The organism is Paracoccus laeviglucosivorans (genome assembly GCF_900182695.1).
In the GTDB taxonomy this organism is placed as follows: domain Bacteria; phylum Pseudomonadota; class Alphaproteobacteria; order Rhodobacterales; family Rhodobacteraceae; genus Paracoccus; species Paracoccus laeviglucosivorans.
This window is the reverse complement of the sequence record NZ_FXTK01000005.1, coordinates 233,712-258,460: the sequence shown is the minus strand read 5'-3', so window position 1 is coordinate 258,460 and position 24,749 is coordinate 233,712. Positions and strand designations below refer to the sequence as shown.

The 24,749-nt window shown below is 59.9% G+C and carries 21 protein-coding genes; 7 read left to right on the top strand and 14 right to left on the bottom strand.

From position 1 onward, the window contains the following. Positions 1 to 4: 4 nt before the first annotated feature. Entirely contained in the window at positions 5 to 1,999 is a 1,995-nt protein-coding gene (locus FN835_RS08650) for a sigma-54-dependent Fis family transcriptional regulator (RefSeq protein ID WP_246098684.1), read from the bottom strand. A gap of 82 nt (positions 2,000 to 2,081) precedes the next feature. Here FN835_RS08650 and FN835_RS08645 point away from each other — a divergent pair, with 82 nt between their 5' ends. Both FN835_RS08645 and FN835_RS08640 read left to right on the top strand, forming a co-directional pair. After that, the gene (locus FN835_RS08645) at positions 2,082 to 3,152 is read left to right on the top strand and encodes a 2,3-butanediol dehydrogenase (protein ID WP_142662806.1); all 1,071 of its coding nucleotides are present in this window, start codon (positions 2,082 to 2,084) and stop codon (positions 3,150 to 3,152) included. Between the two features lie 54 nt (positions 3,153 to 3,206). After that, a complete protein-coding gene (locus FN835_RS08640; protein WP_142662805.1) occupies positions 3,207 to 5,006 on the top strand; it encodes an NAD(P)/FAD-dependent oxidoreductase in 1,800 nt (599 codons plus the stop codon). A 72-nt stretch (positions 5,007 to 5,078) separates the two neighbouring features. Here the strand turns inward: FN835_RS08640 and FN835_RS08635 are convergent, their stop codons facing one another. From FN835_RS08635 to FN835_RS08610, 6 genes are all read right to left on the bottom strand, one after another. Beyond that, complete coding sequence (locus tag FN835_RS08635) at positions 5,079 to 6,044, bottom strand: beta-ketoacyl-ACP synthase 3 (RefSeq protein WP_246098683.1); 966 nt, start codon at positions 6,042 to 6,044, stop codon at positions 5,079 to 5,081. Beyond that, complete coding sequence (locus FN835_RS08630; protein WP_142662804.1) at positions 6,031 to 7,275, bottom strand: adenosylmethionine--8-amino-7-oxononanoate transaminase; 1,245 nt, start codon at positions 7,273 to 7,275, stop codon at positions 6,031 to 6,033. The genes FN835_RS08635 and FN835_RS08630 overlap by 14 nt, the downstream gene beginning before the upstream one ends. Further along, the gene (gene bioD / locus FN835_RS08625; protein ID WP_142662803.1) at positions 7,272 to 7,877 is read right to left on the bottom strand and encodes a dethiobiotin synthase; all 606 of its coding nucleotides are present in this window, start codon (positions 7,875 to 7,877) and stop codon (positions 7,272 to 7,274) included. Before bioD ends, FN835_RS08630 begins: the two co-directional genes overlap by 4 nt. Next, the gene (locus FN835_RS08620) at positions 7,874 to 9,001 is read right to left on the bottom strand and encodes an 8-amino-7-oxononanoate synthase (protein ID WP_142662802.1); all 1,128 of its coding nucleotides are present in this window, start codon (positions 8,999 to 9,001) and stop codon (positions 7,874 to 7,876) included. The genes bioD and FN835_RS08620 overlap by 4 nt, the downstream gene beginning before the upstream one ends. Then, entirely contained in the window at positions 8,992 to 9,966 is a 975-nt protein-coding gene (bioB, locus tag FN835_RS08615; protein ID WP_185958618.1) for a biotin synthase BioB, read from the bottom strand. The genes FN835_RS08620 and bioB overlap by 10 nt, the downstream gene beginning before the upstream one ends. A gap of 887 nt (positions 9,967 to 10,853) precedes the next feature. Continuing rightward, a complete protein-coding gene (locus tag FN835_RS08610) occupies positions 10,854 to 11,093 on the bottom strand; it encodes a hypothetical protein (protein WP_142662801.1) in 240 nt (79 codons plus the stop codon). 714 nt (positions 11,094 to 11,807) lie between these two features. Here FN835_RS08610 and FN835_RS08605 point away from each other — a divergent pair. The 3 genes from FN835_RS08605 to FN835_RS08595 all read left to right on the top strand — a co-directional run bounded on the left by FN835_RS08605 (position 11,808) and on the right by FN835_RS08595 (position 15,342). Further along, positions 11,808 to 13,655 carry an AAA family ATPase gene (locus tag FN835_RS08605; protein WP_142662800.1) on the top strand — a complete coding sequence of 616 codons (1,848 nt, stop codon included), beginning with the start codon at positions 11,808 to 11,810 and terminating at the stop codon, positions 13,653 to 13,655. Then, complete coding sequence (locus FN835_RS08600) at positions 13,652 to 14,683, top strand: hypothetical protein (protein ID WP_142662799.1); 1,032 nt, start codon at positions 13,652 to 13,654, stop codon at positions 14,681 to 14,683. The genes FN835_RS08605 and FN835_RS08600 overlap by 4 nt, the downstream gene beginning before the upstream one ends. 242 nt (positions 14,684 to 14,925) lie before the next feature. Beyond that, complete coding sequence (locus tag FN835_RS08595) at positions 14,926 to 15,342, top strand: hypothetical protein (RefSeq protein ID WP_142662798.1); 417 nt, start codon at positions 14,926 to 14,928, stop codon at positions 15,340 to 15,342. A gap of 318 nt (positions 15,343 to 15,660) precedes the next feature. On the opposite strand, the gene FN835_RS08590 is transcribed toward FN835_RS08595, so the two are convergent. Next, a complete protein-coding gene (locus FN835_RS08590; RefSeq protein ID WP_142662797.1) occupies positions 15,661 to 16,053 on the bottom strand; it encodes a hypothetical protein in 393 nt (130 codons plus the stop codon). Between the two features lies 1 nt (position 16,054). Further along, a complete protein-coding gene (locus FN835_RS08585; protein WP_142662796.1) occupies positions 16,055 to 16,885 on the bottom strand; it encodes an N-acetylmuramidase domain-containing protein in 831 nt (276 codons plus the stop codon). Positions 16,886 to 17,448: 563 nt separating this feature from the next. On the opposite strand from FN835_RS08585, the gene FN835_RS08580 reads away from it, so the two are divergent. Both FN835_RS08580 and FN835_RS08575 read left to right on the top strand, forming a co-directional pair. Then, a complete protein-coding gene (locus FN835_RS08580) occupies positions 17,449 to 17,727 on the top strand; it encodes a hypothetical protein (protein ID WP_142662795.1) in 279 nt (92 codons plus the stop codon). A gap of 1,059 nt (positions 17,728 to 18,786) precedes the next feature. Then, positions 18,787 to 19,218: a BLUF domain-containing protein gene (locus FN835_RS08575; protein ID WP_142662794.1), complete on the top strand. Its 432-nt coding sequence runs from the start codon at positions 18,787 to 18,789 to the stop codon at positions 19,216 to 19,218. 8 nt (positions 19,219 to 19,226) lie between these two features. Here the strand turns inward: FN835_RS08575 and FN835_RS08570 are convergent, their stop codons facing one another. The 5 genes from FN835_RS08570 to FN835_RS08550 all read right to left on the bottom strand — a co-directional run bounded on the left by FN835_RS08570 (position 19,227) and on the right by FN835_RS08550 (position 24,738). Next, a complete protein-coding gene (locus FN835_RS08570; protein ID WP_142662793.1) occupies positions 19,227 to 19,970 on the bottom strand; it encodes a PAS domain-containing protein in 744 nt (247 codons plus the stop codon). A gap of 134 nt (positions 19,971 to 20,104) precedes the next feature. Beyond that, positions 20,105 to 20,704, bottom strand: a complete 600-nt coding sequence (locus tag FN835_RS08565) for a hypothetical protein (RefSeq protein ID WP_142662792.1) — start codon at positions 20,702 to 20,704, stop codon at positions 20,105 to 20,107. A gap of 391 nt (positions 20,705 to 21,095) precedes the next feature. Further along, positions 21,096 to 21,833 carry a hypothetical protein gene (locus tag FN835_RS08560; protein WP_142662791.1) on the bottom strand — a complete coding sequence of 246 codons (738 nt, stop codon included), beginning with the start codon at positions 21,831 to 21,833 and terminating at the stop codon, positions 21,096 to 21,098. Positions 21,834 to 21,844: 11 nt separating this feature from the next. Continuing rightward, positions 21,845 to 24,112 (bottom strand): hypothetical protein, encoded by a 2,268-nt coding sequence (locus FN835_RS08555; protein WP_142662790.1) that lies wholly within the window; start codon positions 24,110 to 24,112, stop codon positions 21,845 to 21,847. Then, complete coding sequence (locus FN835_RS08550; RefSeq protein ID WP_142662789.1) at positions 24,112 to 24,738, bottom strand: hypothetical protein; 627 nt, start codon at positions 24,736 to 24,738, stop codon at positions 24,112 to 24,114. The genes FN835_RS08555 and FN835_RS08550 overlap by 1 nt, the downstream gene beginning before the upstream one ends. Positions 24,739 to 24,749: the final 11 nt, after the last annotated feature.

The window sequence follows — 24,749 nt, the reverse complement described above, 5'->3', positions numbered from 1 at the left end:
GATGCTAATGCGTGGAGGCCCCGGCATGAAGCCCCAGCCGCCGCATCCGGCGATGGATCGTGGTGCGGTCCACCCCCATGCGCCGCGCGGTTTCCGAGATATTGCCACCCGTTTCATGCAATGTGCGCGCCAGCAATGCCGCGCCGCCGCTGCGCTCGGTGGGGGCAGCCATCGTCATCGGCAGATCGGACAGCGTGACGTTCGGACCCTGTGCCACCGCCGCAAGGCTGGCGGCAAAGCCCGACAACTCGCGCAGGTTTCCCGGCCATTGATGCGCGGCCAGCGGGGTCAGCACCTCGGGCGATAGCAGCACCGGCTCGGCATAGGCGCGGGCAAGGATGCGGTCGATCAACCAGAACAGGTCGCGCCGGTCGCGCAGCGGCGGAAGGCGCAGCGCCGACCCCGCCAGGCAGTGATACAGGTCGCGGCGGAACGCACCCGATTGCACGCAGGCCGCCAGATCGCCCTGCGCCGTCGCAATCAGCCGCAAACCGGGCAGGATCGGGCGGATGCCGCCAACGGGCAGATAGCTGCCCTCGGAGGCAAGCTGCAAAAGCCGCGATTGCAGGCGCGGCGGCAATTCGTTCACCTTGTCCAGAACCAGCGTGCCGCGCCCGACCTGATCGATCAGCCCTTCCTCGTGCCGGCGTCCGTCCATGCGGCCAAAGACCAGCGCCTCATCCGTGTCGGACAGCTCGGCGCAGCGCAGCACGATAAAGGCCCCGCTGCGACCCGCATCATGCATGGCGCGCGCAAGGGTCAGCTTGCCGGTGCCCGTCTCGCCCTCGATCAACACGGGCAAGGCGGCACGCGCCAAACCTGCAGCACGGTTCAGCAACTGCGCCATCGCCGGATCGTCGCCCGCCAGTTCCCGCAATGCCGCAGGCAGCGGCACGGCACGGGCTATCGGAACCGGATTGCGGCTGGGCAGGCGGCGCGGTTCGATCGCGTGGGCGAACAGGCGGTGGCCGTCGCGAGTCTCGATCAACCGTTCGGGCGCGGGGCGCTGGCGGGTCAGATCGTCCAGCCGGTCCAGCCGCACGTTCAGGAAATCGCTGACCGGCCGCCCGATCAGCAGCCCCGCCTGTCGCCAGTCGATCCCCGCCGCCCGCGCCATCAGCCGGGCCGCCGCATGGGTCATGCCGATGACGCAGCCCGCCCCGTCCATCGAAATCGCGGCCTCGGGGTCAACATCCAGAAAATCGGCGCTGCCCGAAAGGCGCAGCACCCAATCGCTCCGGCTTTCGGCCATGATATTCGCCATCTCGATCCGCCGGGCCGATTGCCGCACCAGATTAAGCGCAAGGCTTTGGCTGGTGCGCGGACGCGGAGATGACAGCAGCGAGATGTCCAGCACCGCGGATAGCTGCCCGCGCGTATCATAGATCGGCGCGGCGGTGCAGCTAAGCCCACCATGCGTCACATCGAAATGGTCGCTTTGATGGATGATCAACGCCTCGCCCGCCTCGATGCAGGCGCCCAGCGCGCAGGTGCCCGCCCGCGCCTCGGACCATTCAGCGCCCAGATACAGGCCGGATCGGCGCAGTTCGGCCTTTTGCGTCTCGTCCCCCAGATATTCGACGGTGACCCCGGCGCGGTCCGCCAGCATCAGGACGTAATTCTGGCCCGCGACCAGCGAATACAGGTTTTCGATGCCGGAACGCGCGATGCCGATCAGCTCTTCGGAGCGTTGGCGGTGTTCGCGCAACTGGTTGTCGGGCAGGATGTAAGCCTGCGCACGCACCGCCGGGTCCAGCCGGTGCTTTTCGATGCAGCGCAGCCAGCTTTCCACGACCACGGGATCGCGCGTGGCCATGACGCCCTGCGAGACCGCCTCGATCTCGCGGATATGGTGCAGGTCGGCGTCCATCGTCTCCTCCCCGAAACCGGACCTGTTCAGCCTAGCAGCAGGGGCGCGGGCGGGGAAATGGGCATTAGGTGTGGCGGCGGATTGCCACAGATGCCACAGGCCACGCCACAGGTGCGCAGGCCAAGCCATTGTTTTCGCTTGCACCGCACCGGCCCCATTTGGCGCATCCCACAGCAGCGCTAGCGTTTTCCCCGATGATAAGGAGAGAGATATGAAGGCCCTTCGCTTTCACGCCGCCAAGGATCTGCGTCTTGAGGAACTGGACGCTCTGCCGGTTCCCGGCCCCGGTCAGGTCGCGATTCGCAATCGCTTCGTCGGCATCTGCGGCACCGATCTGCACGAATATGCCCATGGTCCGATCTTCATTCCCACCGCGCCGCATCCCTTTACCGGGGCGCAGGGGCCACAGGTGCTGGGCCATGAATTCGGCGGCGTGGTCACGGCGATCGGCGCAGGCGTCACCCATGTCGCGGTAGGGGACCGGGTGTCCGTGCAGCCGCTGATCCAGCCGCGTGGCGGGGATTATTTCTCGGACCGTGGGCTGTTCCAGCTTAGCGAGGAATTGGGGCTGGTGGGCCTAAGCTGGCAATCGGGTGGCATGGCCGAAGGGGCGCTGCTGAACGCCTATAACGTCTTCAAGCTACCCGATGCGCTGTCGGACGAGGAAGCGGCGCTGGTCGAACCCACAGCCGTCTGTGTCTATGCCTGCGACAGGGGCAAGGTGGCTGCGGGCAACAGCGTGCTGGTCACCGGCGCGGGGCCGATCGGCATCGTGACGCTGCTGACCGCGCGGGCATTCGGCGCGGTCAAGCTGTTCGTCACCGATCTGAACGACACGCGGCTGGAAAAGGCGCGCGAGATCCTGCCCGACGTCATCGCCCTGAACCCCAAGCGCGACGACGTGGCCGCCCGTGTGCGCGCCGAGACGGAAGGCGGCGTGGGCTGCGACGTGGCCTTGGAATGCGTCGGCAATGAAAAGGCGCTGCAAACCTGCGTCGATGCCGTGCGCAAACAGGGCACTGTCGTGCAGGTCGGGCTGCATCCCGGCCTTGGCGCGGTCAACTGGTTCGACGTGACCTTCAAGGACATCGATATCCGCGGGTCGTGGTGTTACCCGACCTATATCTGGCCGCGCGTGATGGACCTGATCGCATCCGGCGCGATCCCGTCGAAAAAGGTCGTGACCCGCAAGATCCGGCTGGAACAGGCCGTGACCGAAGGCTTTGACGCCCTGCTGGACCCCGCGGGAACGCAGCTGAAAATCCTGATCGACCTGACCTGAATACCCGCGTCCTCCGGGGAGGGAGGGCGCAGCCACATCATGGGAGGAGAAACCATGCTAGACACTAATACCCCGCAACTGACGGCGCTGGTCGCCGATCTGGAACGCGCGCTTGTTGCGCAGGACGCGGATGCCGTGGCCGACCTGTTTCTGGAAACCGGCTTCTGGCGCGACCTTGCCGCGTTCACGTGGAACCTGAAGACCTGCGAAGGTCACGATGAAATCCGCGCCATGGCCGCAGCCCAACTGCCCAAGATCTCGCCGAAATCGCTGGCGCTGGACCCGACGCAGGCCACCAGCGAAGCGGGTGGTGTGGCCGAGGGTTGGCTGGTGCTGGAAACCGCCGTAGGGCGCGGCGTCGGCTATATCCGGATCAAGGACGGCAAGATCTGGACCCTGCTGACCACCCTGCACGAGTTGAAGGGCCATGAGGAACCGCGCAAGCTGCGCCGTCCCATGGGCGCGGAACACGGTCATGATCCCAATCGCCAGACGTGGAAGGAAAAGCGCGAGGCCGAGGCCGCGCAGTTGGGCTATGACGCCCAGCCCTATGTGCTGGTGATCGGCGGCGGTCAGGGCGGCATCGCATTGGGCGCGCGCCTGCGCCAGCTGGGCGTGCCGACGATCATCGTGGACCGCCACGAACGCCCCGGCGATCAGTGGCGTAAGCGGTATAAATCCCTCTGCCTGCACGACCCGGTCTGGTATGACCACCTGCCCTATATCCCCTTCCCGGATAACTGGCCGGTCTTTGCGCCCAAGGATAAGGTGGGCGACTGGCTGGAGATGTATACCAAGGTCATGGAGCTGAATTACTGGTCCTCGACCACCGCCAAGTCGGCGACATACGACGAGGCCAAGGGCGAATGGACCGTCGTGGTGGAGCGCAACGGCGAACAGGTCACGCTGCGCCCCAAGCAGCTGGTGCTGGCCACCGGCATGTCGGGCAAGGCGAATGTGCCGGTAATCCCCGGTCAGGACGTGTTCAAGGGCGAACAGCAGCATTCCAGCCAGCACCCCGGCCCCGACCCCTATCGCGGCAAGAAGGTCGTGGTGATCGGTGCCAACAACTCGGCCCATGACATCTGTGCGGCGCTTTGGGAACATGGCGCGGATGTGACGATGGTGCAGCGGTCGTCCACCCATATCGTCAAGTCCGACAGTCTGATGGAGGTCTGTCTGGGCGGGCTGTATTCGGAAGCTGCGGTGGAAAATGGCATCGACCATGACAAGGCGGACATGATCTTTGCCTCGATCCCCTACAAGATCATGCACACCTTCCACGTGCCCCAGTATGATGAGATCAAGCAGCGCGACGCCAAGTTCTATGCCGACTTGGAAAAGGCCGGGTTCATGCTGGATTTCGGCGACGATGAATCCGGGCTGTTCATGAAATACCTGCGCCGCGGCTCGGGCTATTACATCGACGTGGGGGCCTGCGATCTGGTGATCGACGGTTCCATCAAGCTGCAATCGGGCAAGGGCATCAGCCATCTGACCGAAACGGCCGTGGTGCTGGATGACGGGACCGAACTGCCCGCCGATCTGGTGGTCTATGCCACAGGCTATGGGTCGATGAACGGCTGGGCGGCGGACCTGATCTCGCAAGAGGTCGCGGACAAGGTGGGCAAATGCTGGGGTCTTGGGTCCGACACCACCAAAGACCCCGGCCCGTGGGAGGGCGAGCAGCGCAATATGTGGAAACCCACCATGCAGCCCGGCCTGTGGTTCCATGGCGGCAACCTGCACCAGTCGCGGCATTATTCGCGCTATCTGTCCCTGCAACTCAAGGCACGGCACGAAGGGATCGACACCCCGGTCTATGGGCTGGAGGCGCCGCATCACCTGAAATAAGGCGCGCCCCCTCCCCGGTCGTCATACCGCGCGCCTTCGCCGCGTCCCCCCTTAAGCCGGGGGGGCGCGGCGTCACTGTTGCCAGACCATCGCCCCCCAGATCGTGCCCGCTCCGAATGCCGACAGCAGCAACGGCCCATCCGGCAGCACGCCGCCATGCCATGACAGCGCAAGGGGAATGGTCGCAGCCGACGAATTGCCATGCAGCGCCAGCGTGCCCAGCGTGGGTGTGGCCTGCATCCCAAGGCAATCCGCCACCTTGTCCAGAATGCGTGCATTGGCCTGATGCGGCACCCACAGCGCCACATCGGCAGGGGTCAGCGCGGCCTGCGCCAGCGCCTGCCGGGCGGATGCAGCCATCGCCTGAACCGCGCGGGCAAAGACGGCTCGCCCGTCAGGCATGGTCATGCCCAGCCCGCCCTGCCCCGGCGCGGTAAAGGGCAGCCGAGAGCCGCCCCGCGCGATGCGGATCGCGTCGTAATCACCCCCGTCGGAACGCAGCACGACCGCACGCGGACCCTGCCCCGGCCGACCCGGCTCTAGCAGCACCGCACCCGCCGCGTCAGCAAACAGCACGCGGGTCGCCACCTCGGCCGGATCGATGCGGCGCGACAGCAGGTTCGCGGCGATAACCAGCACCGCCTGTCCGGTCATGCGCACATGCGCCGCGCCCAGGGCCAGCGCGTGCAGAAACCCCGAACACGCCCCCGCCAGATCGACCGCCCCGCAGGCCAGCCCCAACCGCCCCGCGACCAAGGGCGCGGTCGGCGGCAGCAGGTGATCGGGGGTAGACGTTGCCAGCAGCAACAGCCCCACCCGCGCCGGATCGCAATGACCCAGCGCCATGCGACCCGCCGGAATGGCAAGATCGCTCAGCGCCTGCGTATCCGCCGCATAATGGCGGGACTGGATGCCGCAGCGCGCCTGAATCCAGCCGGGGGGCAGGTCCATCTCGGCCTCGATCTCGGCGTTGAGGACGCGGCGTTCGGGCAGGTAATGGCCAAAGCCCGCCATGCGCACCCCGTCAGCCAAAAACATCGGCGGCCTCCAGAATGGCGTCATGGCAGGCCGACAGCTCTGCCGCAGTCGCGCAATAGGGCGGCAGCAGATAGACCGTGCGGCCAAGGGGCCGGATCAGCAGGTCGCGTTCGGCAAAAAAACGCATCAGCGCCGGACCCGTATCGGCCATGTAATCGTTGCCCTGCCCCACCTCGGCGGCCAGGATCGTGCCGATCTGGCGCACGCCCGACAATCCGGGATGCCGCGCCAGACGCAGCGCCCCCTGGGCCTGCGCGGCGGTCACGGCATCAATGCGGTCCTGCACAGGCTCGTCGTCCCAGATCGCCAGATTGGCGCAGGCCGCGGCGCAGGCGATCGGGTTCGCCGTATAGGATGAGCTGTGAAAGAACGTCCGCCGCCGGTCCGTGGACAGGTGCGACTGATAGATGTCTTCGCGGCACAGCGTCACCGCCAGCGGCAGATGCCCCCCGGTGATGCCCTTGGACAGGCACAGGATGTCAGGCGCGACGCCGACATGATCGCAGGCCAGAAAGCGCCCGGTGCGGCCCCAGCCGGTCATCACCTCATCCGCGATCAGCAGGACACCGTGGCGGGCGCAGATCGCCGCCATCTCGGTCAGCACGTCCTGCGGATAGATGCGCATACCACCCGCGCCCAGCACCAGCGGCTCGATCAGCAGGGCGGCGGTTTCGGGTTGGCGGCAGAAATGCTCCAGCGCGTCCAGCGTGGCTTGCCGCGCCTGTTCCGTCGGGAAGGGGATGCGGTCCACGGCGAACAGCAGCGGGTCATAGGGCTGGGTAAAGGCCCCCCGCTCACCTGCCGACATGGTGCCGACCGTATCACCGTGATAGCCGTCCTGCATCACGACGATGCGGCGACGGGGGCTGCCTTGGTGGCGGAAATGCCCCAGCGCCATTTTCAGCGCCACCTCGACCGCCGTCGAGCCGCTGTCGCTGAAAAACACCCGCGTCAGGTTCTGCGGCACCCGCGCCAGCAGGCCGCGCGCGAATGTCTCGGCGGGTTCGTGGGTATAGCCCGCAAAGATCACCTGATCCAACCGCCCCGCCTGATCGCGGATCGCCTGCACGATGCGGGGATGGCAATGGCCATGCGTCACCACCCACCACGAGGAAATGGCGTCGAAGATCCGCCTTCCCCCGGCATCGGTCAGCCATGCCCCCTGCGCGCTGGCAATGGGGCGCATGGTCGGGAACAGCGCGTGCTGGGTGAACGGATGCCAGATGGTCATGGGAAATCCTTGAAAGCGGCGTCGAAGCCCCTGCGCAGCGCATCGGGCGAAAGATCGTCCAGCAGCGGCAAACGGCCAAGCCGCCGCACCTGCCCCATATCCGCGATGGTTTCCTCGGCCAGCGGCTCGGGGTTGCCGATAAAGGCCACGCCATGGACCGGCACTCCGGCCCCGCGCAGCGCAGCCAGCGACAAAAGCGTGTGGTTGATCGTTCCCAGCGCAGTCCGGGCGCACAGGATCACGGGCAGTTGCCAGCGGGCGAACAGGTCCAGAAACGTCTTGCGCGGCGTCAGAGGCACCATCAAGCCCCCCGCCCCTTCGACCACCAGCGGGCGCTGGGGCGGCAAGATCAGCGCGTCGGGGTCGATCCGCAGCCCCTCGGCCGCAGCGGCGATATGGGGCGAGGCGGGCAGGCGCAGCCGCCACGCCTCGGGCAAGGTCGGGCGCCCGGACAGGCGGGCGACGATCTGGCTATCCGTCTCCGCCTCAAGGCCCGATTGCACGGGTTTCCAGTAATGCGCCGCCAGATGCGCGGTCAGGCCAGCGGAAAAGACGGTCTTGCCGATGCCGGTATCGGTGCCGGTCACGATGAAAGCGGTCATGCGGATTCGTTCTGCAGAATTTCGGAAAGCGCGGCAAAGGCTGTGCCGATGTCGCGTTGGGATGGGTTCAGCGTCAGCGACAGGCGCAGCCGCTCGGTCCCCTTGGGGACGGTCGGTGCGCGAATGGCACGAATATCGAAGCCTTGCGCGGCAAGACTTTCCGCGGCGGCAAGACAGCGCGCGTCTCCGGGCAGGATGATCGGCTGGATCTGGCTGCCGCTGGGCCGCAGCCCCAAGGCGCGGATGTGGTCTTGGACCTGCGCCACGCGGGCCAGCAATGCCGACCTGCGCGCAGGTTCCGCCCCCAGATGCGCCAGCACCCCCCGCAAGACCTGCGCCAGCAGTGGCGAGGGCGCGGTCGAATAGATAAAGCTGCGTGCGCGGTTCACCAGCACCGCGATCAGTGTGGGCGCAGCACAGACCAGCGCGCCCTGCACGCCCAACGCCTTGCCGCAGGTATGCAGCGTCACGACGTTTTCCTGCCCCGCATAAAGGGCGGCAAGCCCGCGCCCCTGCGGTCCCCAGATGCCGGTCGCATGTGCCTCATCCACGATCAGGAATGCGTCTTCCTGATCGGCAAGCTGGATCAGTTCGGCGATGGGGGCGGTGTCGCCATCCATCGAATATAGGCTTTCGACGGCTATCCACGCCTGCCCCGTCCCGCCCGCGCGCCGCCAGTCGCGCAATGCCCTGCGCGCGGCATCGGGGTCGTTATGCGCGAAGGGCCGCGCCGTCGCCGCACCCAACCGCATCCCGTCCAGCGAACTGGCATGGATCAGCGCGTCATGCAGCACCAGATCGCGCGCCTGAGGCAGGGCCGAGAATATGCCCATATTCGCCGCGAAGCCGCAGCCGAAATACAGCGCGGCAGGCGCGCCGAAATGGGTGGCCGCCTCAGCCTCAAGCGCGGCAAAGGCGTCGTGATTGCCGCGCAGCAGCCGGGCCGCCCCCGAACCCACCGGGGTGTCCAGCGCCTGCCGCGTCAGGTCACGCAGCAGCGCCGATCCCGCCAGCGCCAGATAATCGTTCGAGGCGAAATCCATCCCGGCAATGGGCCGCAACCCCCGCAACCTGCCACGCTGCGCCAGACTTTCCAGCAAGCCCTGATGCGCGGTCAGCGACATGCCGCCCCCTCGGGCAGCAGGCCAAGGCGGTCCATCAATTGCCGGTCGCGGCTTTCTTCGGGGTTGGCGGCGGTCAGCAGCGTGTCGCCCATGAACAGCGAATTGGCCCCGGCAAAAAAGCACAGCGCCTGCATCTCATCGCTCATGGCGGTGCGGCCTGCGGACAGGCGCATATGACTGCGCGGCATCAGGATGCGGCCAAGCGCGATCACCCGCACAAAGTCGATGGGATCGACGGGCGGCGCATCGGCAAGGGGCGTGCCAGCCATCGGGATCAGCATGTTGATCGGCACGCTTTCGGGATGTTCCGGCAAGGTCGCCAGGGCCAGCAGCATGTCGATGCGGTCGCCATCGCTTTCGCCCAGACCAAGGATCCCGCCCGAGCAGACCTTGATCCCCGCCTCGCGCACCCGCGCCAGCGTATCCAGCCGCTCGGCAAAGGTGCGGGTGGTGATGACGTTGGGATAATGCGCCTCGGAGGTGTCGATATTATGGTTGTAGTAATCAAGCCCGGCATCCTTCAGCCGCAGCACCTGATTTTCGGACAGCATCCCCAGCGTCATGCAGGTTTCCATCCCCAAGGCGCGGACGCCCTGCACCATCGCCTCGATCGCGGCCATGTCGCGGTCTTTGGGTTCGCGCCACGCCGCCCCCATGCAATAGCGGGTGGCCCCTGCGGCCTTGGCCTTGCGCGCCTCGGCGATGACCATTTCGACCTGCATCAGCTTTGACGCGGAAAGCTGTGCGCCATTGCGCGCGGACTGGCTGCAATAACTGCAATCTTCGGGACAACCGCCCGTCTTGACCGAGAGCAACCGGCTCATCTGCACACGATTCGGGTTGAAATTCGCGCGATGCACGGTCTGCGCCTGAAACAGCAGATCCATAAAGGGCTGGGTGAATATCTGCACGGCCTCGTCACGGGTCCAATCGTTGCGGGGCGACGGGGGCATATCCTTGGGCATGGCTGCTCCTATTTTCTTGATAAATTTCGGCGCGACCTGAGGCGTTGGGATGTTTTGTAGATTTATTAAATCGTAACGTCCATATGATTCCATTTTTATAGATAATTCTACAGGGCATAGAAAAAGACCGCAGAGTGCAGGTTTCGGTTTTTTATAGAAAAAGGACACCTTGGCGCTATTGCCAACGGCTTCACCACGATCTTGATTTTGGGAAAGTGGTGGGCGACCCTGATCCACCATGAGGCCACTTTGGGCCAAAAATCACTACACAGGGTGTCCCGCAAATCCTCGGTGCGGGACACATGCATGGGTTAGGTTGCGAGTAGGAGAAGCTTACCGCCAACGCGTTTGAATTTTATCTGCCCGGCGAGCATTCGTTCTCGTACTTCAGCGTCAGTCTGTCGGCAGTTTACGACATAACGATCATATGGCACCCACCCCACCATGTCATTCTGCTGCAACTTCGAGATCGAATCGCGAAGGTGGGCACGGGCGTCCAGAACAGCCGCGCTTTCGAACATCCGTCGATCCTCCAGACTAGCATCGTAATCCACTGACAACAGGTCATCCATGACGTTCACCAAAATTGCCGCAACTCACAGGTTAAGAGATTAGATAGCTTAATAATTCAGTCGAGAGTTTTCCATCCATACGGCGGATGACCCCACTTGTCAGAGGCCCGAACGCGGACCTCCTCGAGTGCCTGCTAAAGCGTCGTGGAATAGCTGTTCGCAGACGGAACCGTAATCACTGACCAGCGCCATGTCTCCGCGCGATTGTGCTGGGTAACATCTTTGGAGACCCTACCAACCACCAGCCCATTCCGAAGCACTGTCCAATCGTCGGCAGATTCGATTTCAGCAAAGGTCTGGACGCGGGTCCAGCGATCACCCTTTGCGTCTATCCCACAAACGTTTCATCCCTTCGCCGGTTCTGCACTGTGTCTCGGCGTTGGCCGGATCGCCCTCGTCGATATCGTCGATTAGAGAGGTGATGGCGGCCAAAGCCTCCGCGCGCTTCCATACAGCTGCAGTTGTGCGATCAAGCACCGCGATAACATCGTCCTCCAGCTCCTCCCAGCCGTAAAAGTTGTGATCGTATTCCTGCGGGTGTCGCGGGCAGTTCACAGACCCCTCCTGTGCGCTAGAAGACATAGATATGCCCGAACTTGGCGCATAGTACACCTTGACCGACTCGGCCAAGACAGGACATGGGATACAAAACCCCTCAGTCCAGTTTGAAGCGCCATGTTGGTTCTACTTAAGTCCATTGTCGCAACCCTAATCATCTACGGGATCGGCTCGCTAATCGCTTTCTTGACGATCGATCGAAAGGCCCACTCCGGACGGTCGCCGTTGGGCGTGCTGGGCGTCACGGCTATCGTCTCAACACTAGTGGCGGCAATCACGCTGGCATGGTTGCTGGATGTGATGACCCGGCAAGCGATGTAGAGATACTGCGCGCTGCGACGAGGATTTTTATCTGCGAGGATCGTTTTGCACGTTGCCGTTCGCTTGGGGGCCACCACTGGGCCGCAGTCGAGCGGCTCGTAAAGCCCCAAACCTGACGTTCACTAGTAAGAGTAATCAACGGGAAAAGCCTCCAGCACCCTGCTACCCAGCTGCCATCTTCATGGTGAGCTAAGCTGCATGAGCTAGCCTCTTATATCGATCAGATATCGTATGGCACAAGTTCAAGGATATTGCACAAGCATGAGCAACCCAAGCGAACGTGATTCTCCGAATAAGCTCTTGATCACGAAACGCTAAGTGCTCTAGTAATCTTGACAAAGGTGTTCAACCAAATATCAATGTTCAATATAAGTCTACAGCAGGCTGAAAATGTTAAAAAACTGGCGTGTAAAAAACTTCAAAAGTTTTTCTGGAGAGCATGAAATTGAGCTTTCTCCTCTGACTATTTTTAGTGGAGCAAACAGCTCCGGAAAGTCATCCATCATCCAGTCGATTCTGCTAATAAAGCAAACATTGAATTCATCCTCGCCTGGGCGGCCCATTGCTTTGAATGGTCCCCTTGTACAGCTTGGGGGATTTTCTGATATTCTGAATCAGCGAGCGGCTACAAATGGAATTGAAAGAGAGATTTCGTTCGGGTGGGATATAGCGGAAAGCTTCTCTCCAGATTATGATGGTCAAAATCACTCTGCGGTAGAGGAAGGATTGGAAAGTATCGCAACGGACTTTTCAATTTCCGACGGAAAGAAATCTATTTCAGGATCCGTTGAAGATATACACCCGACGCTGACGGTGTCAAAAGTGAGATCGCAGGCACGGGATTTTACTGGAAATATTCACGAAAATTATCTCAGTATTCGAAAATCTTCTGGTAAGGGCCGGAAGCTAAAAATTAACACTCATCAGATAGATGGTTCGTTGAACCCATCAGCTTACGTGGTCACAGAAATCGACAAGGAGATGTCTTTATCAGCAGTCGAACGTTACAAGGGTGGAAAAGTTGCCGGTTGCGCCACCCGGCATTTTTTGCCGAGCAACCTCTTTGTCCGCTTCGACCGTGGACTATTCAATGCACAGGTTGTTATGGATGCCATTCTAGGTGAAGAAACAGGGAGGCGCCTGATTAAGGTTTATATACCTGAATCAGCATTCTCAGTTGCTTCCGAAATTTGGCGAACAGCGATTGCGGGTTCCTCCAGCATAAACGCAGCGACAACCGCTTCTCTGGCACTCGAATCTCTCAGTGTCAGTCCACTGGTCTCGGACTACTCCAAGCGACTTAGAAGCATACACATATCTTTGCGCAGGAAAATACTTGAGGATCTCAGGGGGCAAAGAGTAGCTTTAACGAATCTAGTGAAAGAAGCATTTCCTGCCGATCTGACGCTCGTCAGATCTGAGCCTGGAGTGCTTCAAGAAATATCTGAAGCTAACGAATATTTTTTTAGGTTCGGCATTAATTATGTCGGCCCGCTCCGGAGTGAGCCTAAACCACTTTATGCTCTTCAACTTACAACTGCGGCCGACGATGTGGGTGCGCGTGGCGAATGGACTGCTGCCGTACTAAGTCGAAATGGCGATGCATCGGTGATAACGATTGATCCAAAACAATTCGCTCATGACGGAAAAAAAGTTAGGATTGAGTGTTCGCTGAAAGAAGCGGTGACTGCTTGGTTGCAGTATCTCGGCGTGGCAACTGACGTTGAAACATTAGAAAAAGGCAAGCTTGGTCACGAAATCCGTGTTCGACCTAGTCCCGATGGGGATTTTCGGGACCTGACTAATGTAGGTGTGGGGTTGAGTCAGGTCTTGCCCGTATTGGTTAGTTGCCTAGTCGCATCCGAAGGTTCGTTGATGTTACTTGAGCAACCGGAACTCCACCTGCACCCCCGTGTCCAAGCTAGGCTCGCAGATTTTTTTGCAGTATCAATCGAACTTGGTCAGCAGTTCATCATTGAGACCCACAGTGAACACATTATCGAAAGACTACGCCTAAGAATCACTGAGCCTGACGGTGAAAAACTCAATAATAAACTTAGAACATACTTTTTCTCTCAGTCGGATGGTTGCACAACATTAAGACCAGTAGAATTTTCCAAATATGGAGCTGTCATTGATTGGCCAGATGACTTTTTTGATCAATCACAGAAGCAGTCAGCGCATATTCTGAAAGCAGCAATGGCCCGGCGCCTCCGCGAGAAGAGCGATCAGGGATGACGGATGCTCGAAGCAGCTTCATTGTCGCCGATCCCTCGGCGATTTGGTTGATTAACAACTCCACGCTGACCGCTGATGTGGAAAGGACATTGATAAATGGAATGTCGCTACTCACACACGAGCTCACTGGAGTTAAAGTTGTTATGGACAATCTGAGCGTTGAAAGACTCTATGAACAGAGCCTCGTTCCTACTGAGCACTGGATAAAGCCGCTTCTCGAAAACCATGGACTTCAGGATGTATTTGACCCTCGTCTGGTAGCGTCGATAATTAATAACTTCCTTATATCCAACAGCGGCCTTCCAATTCCGCAAGAGTTTGACTGCCTAGCTCAAGTAATATTTGAAGATTCATCCGATGAAGTGTTTGACGCGAATAAGGATTTTTCTTCCATTTCAGAGGTAAGCTTAACGCGATCCGTGCTTTCCTCACTCATTTACGAATACGAATTCCTCTATTCAATCCCAGCACTACGGCATGAATTTCAAGATGCTATCGTGCAAATCTCGGTGGAGATGGTCGACCCCGCGAGCGACGGTGTTGTGGACGGCTGCGAGATTGAGAGTGAAGTTAGATTCATTTGTTCGCCAAGTTACTTTATGTTGGATGAGGATCCATTAGCAATTTGGTGCAACGCACCAAATCAGGAGGGAATAAAAGATGCTATTCGAGTAGCTTGGAAGCAATCAGGAAAAGATCTTTCTGAGCTCCCGCCCTTCAGTGTAGGCACCAGATTTGTCGAATCATTGAAAGCAAATGCTGGACAAAGCTCACATTTGTCAAGCACGCTGCTTAAGAAGATTGTAGCGGCGATTAATCAGCCGGAACACTTCTCAGTATTTCGCCGTTCGGCCGCATTAAATTCAGGCGCCCGTATTCGCGAGAGAGATGGAGCGACTGCTTTACGCTTGCATATAACTGATCGTCATGAGGGCTACCGGCTAATGGCATGGTTGCTTAAAGATGGAGAAATAGAACTGGCTAACGTAGGACCAAAGAAGGAAGAGTATATCGCCGATGGACACTAGTTCCGACATAAGACACCAGCCTGGTAATAATGCGATGAGTGCATTGGGCGAATTGGGCTGGCGGACGCTAAGTCGCCGCTGAACGTCAGTTCGTCCCATCCTCGACCGCGCCCGCGCCACCGGTGGCAGGGCGGTCTCGAAGTTCGGAGCCCATACCGGACCTTGACGAGATGCGTCTAAAGTGAGGAAATGTCCGCGCCACTGCATACAAGTGCCGCGGTTATTTAAGGAGGGGCTTATCCTTGGCTGTGTCGACCAACTCATCGGAAAGTCAGGCATTTGAACGCCAGTTGGCTGAGATGGTAGAGATTGCGAGCGCCGATCCCCGCCAGCGTATAGTGCCTGCGCAAGTCAAGGAGTGGGCAGGCAATCTGCAGAACCATCAGTTTTACAACCTGTTCGCTCTTATGGTGGCCGAGAGATATGCTGCGGGTGCCCTCAGCTACCGAGTCTGCGACAGCATCATGAACGATTTGTGGTGGGCGTGGCTCGAAGGCGAAGCTGGCCCGAAGGTGCCCGAGCCATTTTATGAAATATTCTTAGCATTCGATGCAGGTGAATATCACAGAAAGCGCGACCGATCCGACGATCCGGTCAAGGATCATACCGATCCGTTGATCGCAGAGATATTATCGAGACAAAAACATCCTATGACCTAGCAGGCTGCTACACAGGCAAGCCTGCACGACCAATTCTCTTGAATGGCCGCTTTGTCCCACGAGCGGACGCTTTCCCTCATGAAACCCCTCGCAGGCATACTCCCAATCGAGAAGAAGGCCCCCGCCTCGGGACAACCGAGACGGGGGCCATATGCCCTGCCTAAACCGACAGGTTCAAATTCAATCAGCGCGCGTCCATAAGGGGCGCGTAATGAGTGTTCTGGTTGTTGGTCGGGCATGGCAAGTTGCCTGTCCGGCTACGACAGTCGGGCTTTCTGGCCCCCACTCAGCCAGTGATTGGCTAAAGGCCTTCAAAACCTATGGACGGCGAACCGCATCCAGCACGGGCACCCCTGGCCGCGTCAACGCATTGGCCAGCTGGTCCTGCGCCATCTGCGCGGATATGCGTTTCGCGATCCCTGCATCCGTGGTTTTTAGCTTGGCCACGGTCCCTGCCATCGTCTGGCGCAGATAATCCGCAATCCACGCCTCTGCCGATTGCCCGGTAAGACCGGCCTTTGCGGCCTCAGCCGCGGCACGCGAAATCGCCTCGCCGAGCTTGTGGTTAAGGAGATCCGCGCGCCGCTCGCCCAGCAGACGGCCCAGCTGGGCCATGGCAAACGTGCCCGCAGCGCCGAGGGACGTGGTCACAAACGCGACGATCAGCAGAGCCGCTTGCTCCGCCACGATCTTGGTGATGATCTCTTGCATCTTAGGTATCCATTTCCGGGATGAGGGTCGCCCATGTCAGGGGGCCGATGATGCCGTCTGCCTTCAGGCCGACAGATTTCTGGAAAGCTCTGGTCGCGGCATCGGTGTCGCCACCGAAAATGCCGTCCACACCGCGCGGGTCGAAGCCGAGGGCCAGCAAGCGGGACTGGGCGACCGTGACGGCCGCATTGCGCGAGCCGCGCCCGATCTTCGGATAGGACGGCTCCAGCACATCCGGGATGGCCTGCCACTTCGCATACGCATCCCGGAGCCGCGTGTGGTAGCCGTGCTTGGCATAGCCGCTTCCGTTATAACCGCGCGCAAAGCCAGACCAGTCGTGACGGCGCAGATCGTCATCCAGCCCCTCTGCCTCGATAAATGCGATCATCGCGGCCAGCTGGGCTTGCTCACTGTCGCAAAACGCTTCCACCATATCGCCCACGGTCGGGTAGCCGGCAGCTTTGTGGTTGCTGCCGAGGATCTGGCCGAGGCCCCAGCTGCAGGACCGCAGCGCGGCGCTGGTGTCGATCCGCATGGCCAGCGCAAGCCGGGTGTAGCTTTCTGCTGGATAAGGGCGGGTGCCCCATTTCGGATAAGCCAGCCCCTGTTCCGCCGCTGCCGTGCGCTTCGGCCCTTCCCCCAGTTCGATCCAGAACCGGTGCGGTTCGAATAGATTCTTCGGGCGGCCCTGCTTGTCGAAGCCGCCTCCGAGAGTCTCGACTTCCATGACAGCGCGGACTTCGTCTTCGCCCACGCCGATGACGCGACCCACGCGCGCCACGTCGATATCAGTGAGCCGCAGGGTGCGGCCCTTAAATCCTGCGGGATACATGCATCCTCCAAATGCGAAAGGCCCGCGCGAGGCGGGCCGTAGACAGATTGAAAATCGAGGAGTAGGTTGGGGACGCGTAACTTTAGCGGGTCACGCAGCCCCTGCCCGATTGGCTACAACATCGGCAGGGGCATCAAATCCCCTAAGGCAAATCCACTTTCCAGTCCGAGACGCGCTTGGCGGCATAAGCGACTGCCCGTCTGGGGGCCTGCCATGAAATGCGCAGCCGCGGGCCCAAGCGACGGCGATTGAGGCAAGCACAGTAGAGCTACTAAAAAGCAAGTTGTTGCTGAACCGGCTCCTAGGCATGGTCCCTCCAAAAAAATAAGCAGGCTGCGGGCGCTATGGACGATGAAAAAATTACCGCATAGATTGTGCGGACGCGTGTCTGGGAGGGCACCGCCCCGCCATCGTCTTAGGTCCGGTGGCGGGGCTACTTTTTAGACTGCCGGGCAGCACCAAAGACTGGCTTGATGTTTGTTGAAGCGGGGTGCGTTGGCCACGTGAAGCAACCATATCAAGATAATCCTCGGTATGGTCCGAGGTCATATGGAGGACCCAGCATGGGTACCGACAACGATCGCTACGGGCAGTCTCAAAGCCAGTCTCAGACGCAGAAACCTGACGACCTTACGAAGCGGCCCCGCGAGGAAGACGAGGTCAGCGACACCGGAGTGGAATTCCCCGACCGGGAAGATGACGATAATGAGGACGACGCGTCGCATCGGGAAGTCACGGACGACGACCTCGACGACGACGACGAGGGTGGACTTCGCGATGAGACCCATGAGATCAGCCGCGAAGACGAGCTGAAACGCCAACAGCGCGAACAGCGCGGCTGATTTCGTCATACCTGCTAGTCTGAGCCCCCGGTTTTCGAGCCGGGGGCTTTCGTTTGCTCATCGTCTCGCTATCATCGATCAAACTGAGAAAGCGACGGACCGGCTGTTTTTCGAATCGCGCGTTGATGTGCATGATCGTTGACGGGCGCACCCCGCCGGAACCTCCGCTCCCTCGTGGGTTCCATCATCCAGTGCCTTGTTTTAAGCCCTTCGCCCGAAAGCCACGCGCGGCGAGAGGACCTTCGCCATTTCCGGCAAGTTATCGTCGAGTAGGTATCCGACTGAGGAACTGCCAAAGTAGTTAGGATCCTATCTTCGTCGACAGGAGCTATCGCCTAAATCTGCGACAAGCTATGACGCGACGATCCGAGCGCTGGAGGCGCTCACCTTTCCACAATCCCCAGGTGAATGATGACCCAGGTAAAGCGCGTGGTTCTGACGGATGCCAGAACCGGTCGCACCGAATACTACAGCAGCCCTCCGTGGTCGCTACTTGCGTTGGATCTGGCGCAGAAGAATTGCATCGTAACCTTGAAGCACGAAAGCGGACAGACCGTTACAGTTCACGTCTCTTCCTCAGCCAGCACTGTCGCCCAGCGTTTCGCTGATTGGTGATCAGGGTTGCGTGTAGCGAATTGCTCGGTGCCTTGACCGGTCTCATCCCAGCGCTATCTTGGCGTCGCCTTCGGGGAAATGTCTCGAAAGTGTGCGCCGAGGGTGGGCTCCTCTTCCCATCACTCCACCTTGGAGAGAGGAGCCATCTCGCAAACATGGCGTAAAGGGCAGGTTCATTTCTGCCGTTTTGACAGATACATGACACCCACACCCTTATGTTGAGAGTGCTTTATCAGTACTTCGTTGTTGGTTCGCAACTTCGATGTTTTGCGATTATCAGCGGGCGGCCCTTGAAAGTGGGCCGCTCGTTGTTTTTTCCATGTAGCGGAAGCAACCACCTTACCTTACTGTCAGTCAGCTGACTGAGGCTGTTAAGCTATTGAAGCCCGGATAAAACCTGAGTTAGCAAACGAGGGATCGAATTATCGCAAGCGGTAGGACCTCTTGAGCCACGACCTGATCTCTGTTCTTTATCGAAGCGTAGCTAAGCTCAAAGAGCACACCCACGCTGAGACCGAGCTGCTGCTGAACGCGCGAACGAAAAACCAACTGTTAGGAATCACGGGATTTCTCCATAGAGAGGAAGATTTGTTCTTCCAAGTCTTGGAAGGGCCTCGGGAAACCATCGACGCAGTAATCGAGCGTATCGCTCTCGATACTCGACACGAGAAGCTAGAGTTTCTGGACCGACGTTCAATCTTGACCAGAGCGTTCGAGGCCTGGTCGATGGGCTACTCGAACAGCGGCGACGGCTCTCTATTCGACTGGTCCTCCCAAAACGGAATTCCGCTAAACGGTCGAGACCATGAAGGTGTATTAAGTTTTTTGCAGCTTAGATCCATGGCATTAAACACAGGCTCATCGACGGCAACCTAACACTTTGATTAATTATCAAAGTCAGAACTTATCGTGACGAGGCCTTCCGGTCGTTCATTGTGATCTCTCAAGACGGTTAACGTATTATTCACCCAAATGTTAACACCGTCAGGTCGTATATATCGCTTTTTGAATGAGACAGATCTGCTGGATCTTAATGCTCTTTCTATGGCTTCTTTTCGATGATCAAGATCTTCGGGATGAGTAATATCATGAGCGCTCGTGCGAAGTAACTCTGCACTTTTACGTCCAACCATTTGGCAGAAAACCTGATTCACCCTGCGAAAACGACCGCTGATGGTTACCTCGAACACGCCAAACGGCGCGCAAGAAAAGAGCACGTCATAGTTTGAGTTCTCCGGCGAGAGCTTGTCCGTTTTATTTTTTCGCCCTAGGTGAACCGCGATCTCACCCCTGAGTTCGTGCCGAAAAGGCGTGCCGTCATCGTAGGACAGACCGGCATCAAGGATTTCCTGCGGTATAAGAGCATGGGATACTGCTCGGTCTCTTCTGGCTATCTGAGAAAGAATTTTTGTCTCGCCGGCTTCAACTACAAGATCAATCGATAGGCAGGCGGGTAGCCAAGGTTCAGCCGCTGCGTAGAGTTTATAATCATAATACCAAACGCAGTCGTCAGGCGCGGGTGCAGTCACGCCCTTATTTTTCAGCCTTAACAAAAGATCCCGCAAGGCAGCGAGCGCCTGAGCGGGAAATAATGCGTAAGCGCGTTCGAAAGTGGTTGGTGCTTTCATGAATCGGAATTCGCTACGCCGATGCTCGAGCGCATCATCTGCCCTCAATCTACTCGGCAAAGCAGGAAAGTCAATTCAGCGCGGCCGTGCGTCCTGAAGCGACCTGTGATCCGCCCTCTCCAGCTCCGAAAGAACTATCTCGGAGCCGGAAGCAGTGAATATGTGACGATGTCGGTTCGATCGAACACCCGCCTACCGTCGCAGTCATATTCAAGGGCGAGATACAGCTCGATGCGGCCCGGTCGCAAAGTATCGGGCGGAACCAGCTTGACGCGCAGCCGGGTCGTTTCCTCGCCGATCTGCCGCGACGGGCGGATCTCAGAACCGGGCGTGACCACGCCGCCCGCCTCGCCAAAGAGCGATTGTCCGGCCACAAAGATGCACTTCGCGCCGAGCGTCGTGCGTTCCATGACGAGGTTCATGATCACGCCTTCCCCGACATGCACAGGCTCGGTCACATAGGACAGACCCGGCGTCTGCCGGATGACGCGGTTATCCCCGGTGGCTGCGTTGAGTTCGCTCCGCATCGCAGTGACCTCAACCTGCAATGCGGCCACCGCCTCCGGCGTTTGCCAGATTGCCTGCATGCTGCCCCAAAACGGGGTAAACAGCGCCAGCAACAGCGCCCCAGCGGACCAGAATAGGCCGCCTGCAATCCAGACCCAAAACCGGTCCAAAAAAAACTGCTTGGTCGGAACAAGGCGTTGTCCCTTGCTCTCTATCGTTTGTGTCATTTTTCTGACCCGATGATGAATGAACCGATTCTGACTATCCCGTTCAGATTTTGTCGGATATGAATGTTGTAACGCGCTCGTGACTGGTGCGTGATCCCCCGTCATTTTGCGCCAGCGGATGACGGGGGCATTCCCCCAATCTATTGGCCTAGCAAATGATACATATTCGTCATATGCAGCGCGCATTGACGAGTAACCCGGTTTGCTGGCTCGCGTGCTTCTTTGGCACGCGGGTCATCGGACGTCACCAAATTTGCGAACGCTGGATTTAAGCCGGAACAAATTCCCGACAATTTGCCTTTTATGATCGCTATGGATGTCACGAAAGCGTGCGGCTGGCGTTGGCTCTCCACGTCCATCACCCATACGTCGGGTGGAGAGCCTTCCGCCCTCACCCCACCCAAGCCAGCAGCGCCGCGAGGTCAGCGCCGGACGCAGCACCAGTCCAGATGCCCAGCTTAGATGCCCAACCCGGCATGTCCTGCACGACACCGCCCCCCGCACCGCCAAGCGTGAAACCCTGAAACTCCGGCGCGGCGTTGATATTGGCCACAGCTGAGCCGACACCGGCAATATGTAGGGCTGTCGTCCCGCCTCCTGTTGCCGGGTTAAAATTGTAGACCGCGACCGCACCGATGTCGCCGCCATGGTTAGCGGGAAGATCAACTTCAACGTTCACATTGCCAACTTGCAGACGCATGAAGTTGTTGCCGCTGACATAACGATATTGGAGCCGGTTGAACGGCTGATGCCAGCCCCAGAGGTAATGCAGATCCACCGGCAGGCTTTCTGGAACCAGCCTGACCCGCGATGCGACGGTCATGGTATTCTGGGCGGCAATCTGCGTGCCCGCGAGCGCCAGATAGGCGTTCGGAGACATCGTGTTCTGATCCATGAACCGCAGGCCGTTTCCGGTATAGGTCGGGCGCAGGGCGGCGTTTGCCTGTGCCAACTGCCTTCCCGAACGCCCGAGCCATGCCGAAACCTTGCCATCTACGATGGTCATGGCGGAAGCATCCGCATTCCAGATATCAACCGGGTTGGCGATCTCGGCCACGATTTCATCGATCGAGCGGATAATGCCAAAGTGCGTGCCCTCTTGGGCCACGAAGTCATAACGGGTGCGCAAAGGCTCTCTCCTTATTGGGGCACGGCCACGCCATGCGAAGGCATGCGACGGCGGTGAACGATGTTCGGGTTCAGCGGGTCGCGCATCCGCGACGTGGTGGCCAGCAGGCCCCGGAAGGCCGTGTAGCCGTCATTGACGGGAACCATGTTCTGCGACTGCATCATGTAATCGATCCAGAGCGGCACCGCGTCGAATGTCAGTTCGACCTTGCGCCCGATCAGGCGGATGGCGGTGATATTCGCCGTATCACAGGTGTAGCCGTGGAACTGATCGATGCCCTGCCCATTGTAGCGGTCCGGCTCGACCTCCCACATTTCGCCGTCCCAGAGCGACTCGTAATCAAGCGTCACGATGAGGCCGTTCCGCGTCACCTTAGGCGAGCGGATCGTCCACGGCCTGCCTGCCTCTCGCGCCGCCCGCGCCCAGTTGAACTGGCCCAGCAGCTTTTCGCCCTCGATTTCACTGAAGTGGACGTTGCCATCCCATGTTTTCAGCGGCGCTTCCGAGGTGACCAGCACGCCATAGCCTTCATCCGCCAGATCAAGGAAGGACTGCGTGACATGCCAATGCTCAATGCTGGGGCTGGTGTCGGTGTCGCCACCCGGCTGGGTAAAATAGATCATCGCATCTTCGAACCCGCGCGCGTCGAATTCGCGGCGCAGATCGATGATCAACTGGCGTAACGTGCGGGCATGAATCAGCGGATCCGCGTCCTGCTTCGAAGACGTGCCTTGCGTCACCAGCACATCGACGCTGGGGATCAGCCCTTCCAGCGCCGCGATCCGCGCCGCCTCATTCAGCCAATACATCAGGTTGTCCCAATGATTGCGGCTGTCCACCAGCGGCGCGGGCGCATCGCCGAGAATGGCGTTGAAGCGGGTGATGTGTTCCCCCGGCTGGCCCCAGAGCATCCCGACATTGCGGCGGCGGATCAGGCCGTACTTGCGCCGCCAGCCGTTATAGCCCTTCACCGCGTAATAGGCCCCGGTGGGGATATTTCCGGGCGGATCGACCGACACGAAGCCGGTGCCGGGCCATGTGTAATCATATGCCATGGAACGCGGGCCGGGCAGACCAAGGTTCTGGCCATCGGATCGCCGCAGCCCGCCGATCATCAGCGCGGCATCGGTATCCACGCCGGGATAGAGCGGGGCCACCTCACTGTCGCCGTCCATGAACAGCAGCGATTGCGACAGGCAGATGGTCAGCGTCACATAGGTCGGATCGAGCGACAGACCGATGTTCAGCCGTTCCGCCCCGCGATCCCAGAAATCCTGCGACATATGCATGTCGTAACCGCCACGCTCGCCATATTTCCAAACCAGAATGGCTCTGCCAAGCGAATCCCAATCCAGAGCGCGCATGTTCTGGCCCTGCACAGTCTGAACCACTGCCTCGATACCGGGCTGCGCCAGCATGCGGGGCGCGGCATTTTGCAGCGTGCGATCCGCGAGCGTGGTGACAAGTCCAGAGGCATCCCATCCCATGATGGCATGGCGCAAGGCATCAAAACCGAACCAATGGGTGCCATTCTCCAACACGGATTCCAAAGGCCCTTCCAGTTCGGCGCTGATGCCGTTCACGATCAGCGCCAGTGCGTCAACCGCCGCCGCGCGGACCGCCGCCTCTGCGGCAATCGCCGCGCGCAGTTCGCGCGTGGTGACATCACCCGCGACAATGCGCCAATTCGCCCCCCGGCGCTGGAGGATGTAGCTTCGTCCACCAACGATCTCCCCACCGACCAGCGCCGCGCCATCCGCCGACAGCACCGGCGAGGCCGCAGAAATACCCCCGATCGTCAGGTTCAACGGCCCGGTGTTCGTGCTGCTGAATACGATCGAAACAAAATCTTGGTTGGCGATACTGCCGACGATCGACGCAAACACCCCAGTCGCCGCCGCGACCGGCCAGTTCGGCTCGTTGCCATTGGTGATGGCCAAAGGGATGATGCCGCCGCGCAGGAAGGTCGCCAGACCCGGCAGGCGCAACAGCACGCCCCAAGTCGGATACTCCAGAAACAAGGGATCATCGGCAGTCTGCCCCGGCCCCCGGACGGCAAAACCACCGTCCTCGATCGTGATGATCCGGCCATACGCGGCCAGCATCGCCTCACGGCCTACTGCGAAGGCAGTCGCGCGGTCTGGGAAAATCTTGCCGACATTGCTGAGAACCGCATCGATCCGCGCGTTCACCGCAGCGATGTCGCCCGCCGATGCCCCGCCGGTCGGCAGCGTGCCGCCGCCAAATACGATCAGGTTGTCTTTGTCCACAACGGCCATCAGGGCACCTCATTGACGATCAGAAAGCCGGTTTTCAGGATGACGCGCGCGCCCGACGACATGCGCACCACCCATTGGTATTTGCCGGACAGCAGCGCGGTCTGCGCCGCGCCAAGCGAGATTTCAAAAGTGCCCTGCCCGGCATTGATGATGGCAACGGTCAGCGGCACGCGCTGCTGGCCCTTGCGCCCGAGCCAGCTGCTGAGGCCGATGCCCGCAAGGCTGGCCGGTCGCATATTGGCGTCGGCGTAGCGCATGCCGACATTCAGGGTTTCGCCCTGATCGATGACATGGAAGTTGGTTGCGCCCGGCGGGATTTCGATCGCAGAGAACGCGGCCAGCGTGCCGTTGCCATCCTCCGCCGGGATAACGATGTCGGGCAGTTTGACCGCGACGATTTTGCCGACAGCTGCCGACCAGTATTCGGCCACTACGGCATAGACCATGCCATCTGCCGAACCTTGAAGAACGATCGAAATCTGCCCGCCGCTGATCAGCGCTTCGACCGGCCCCGGCACCACCAAGGGCGAGGACAGGCGCGGGCGGCGGGCCGTCAGGATCAACCGGCCCTGCGTCGGGTTCGTCCCGTCCGGCATAAGGACGGGACCGGATATGGTCGTCGGCATGATTGCTCCAG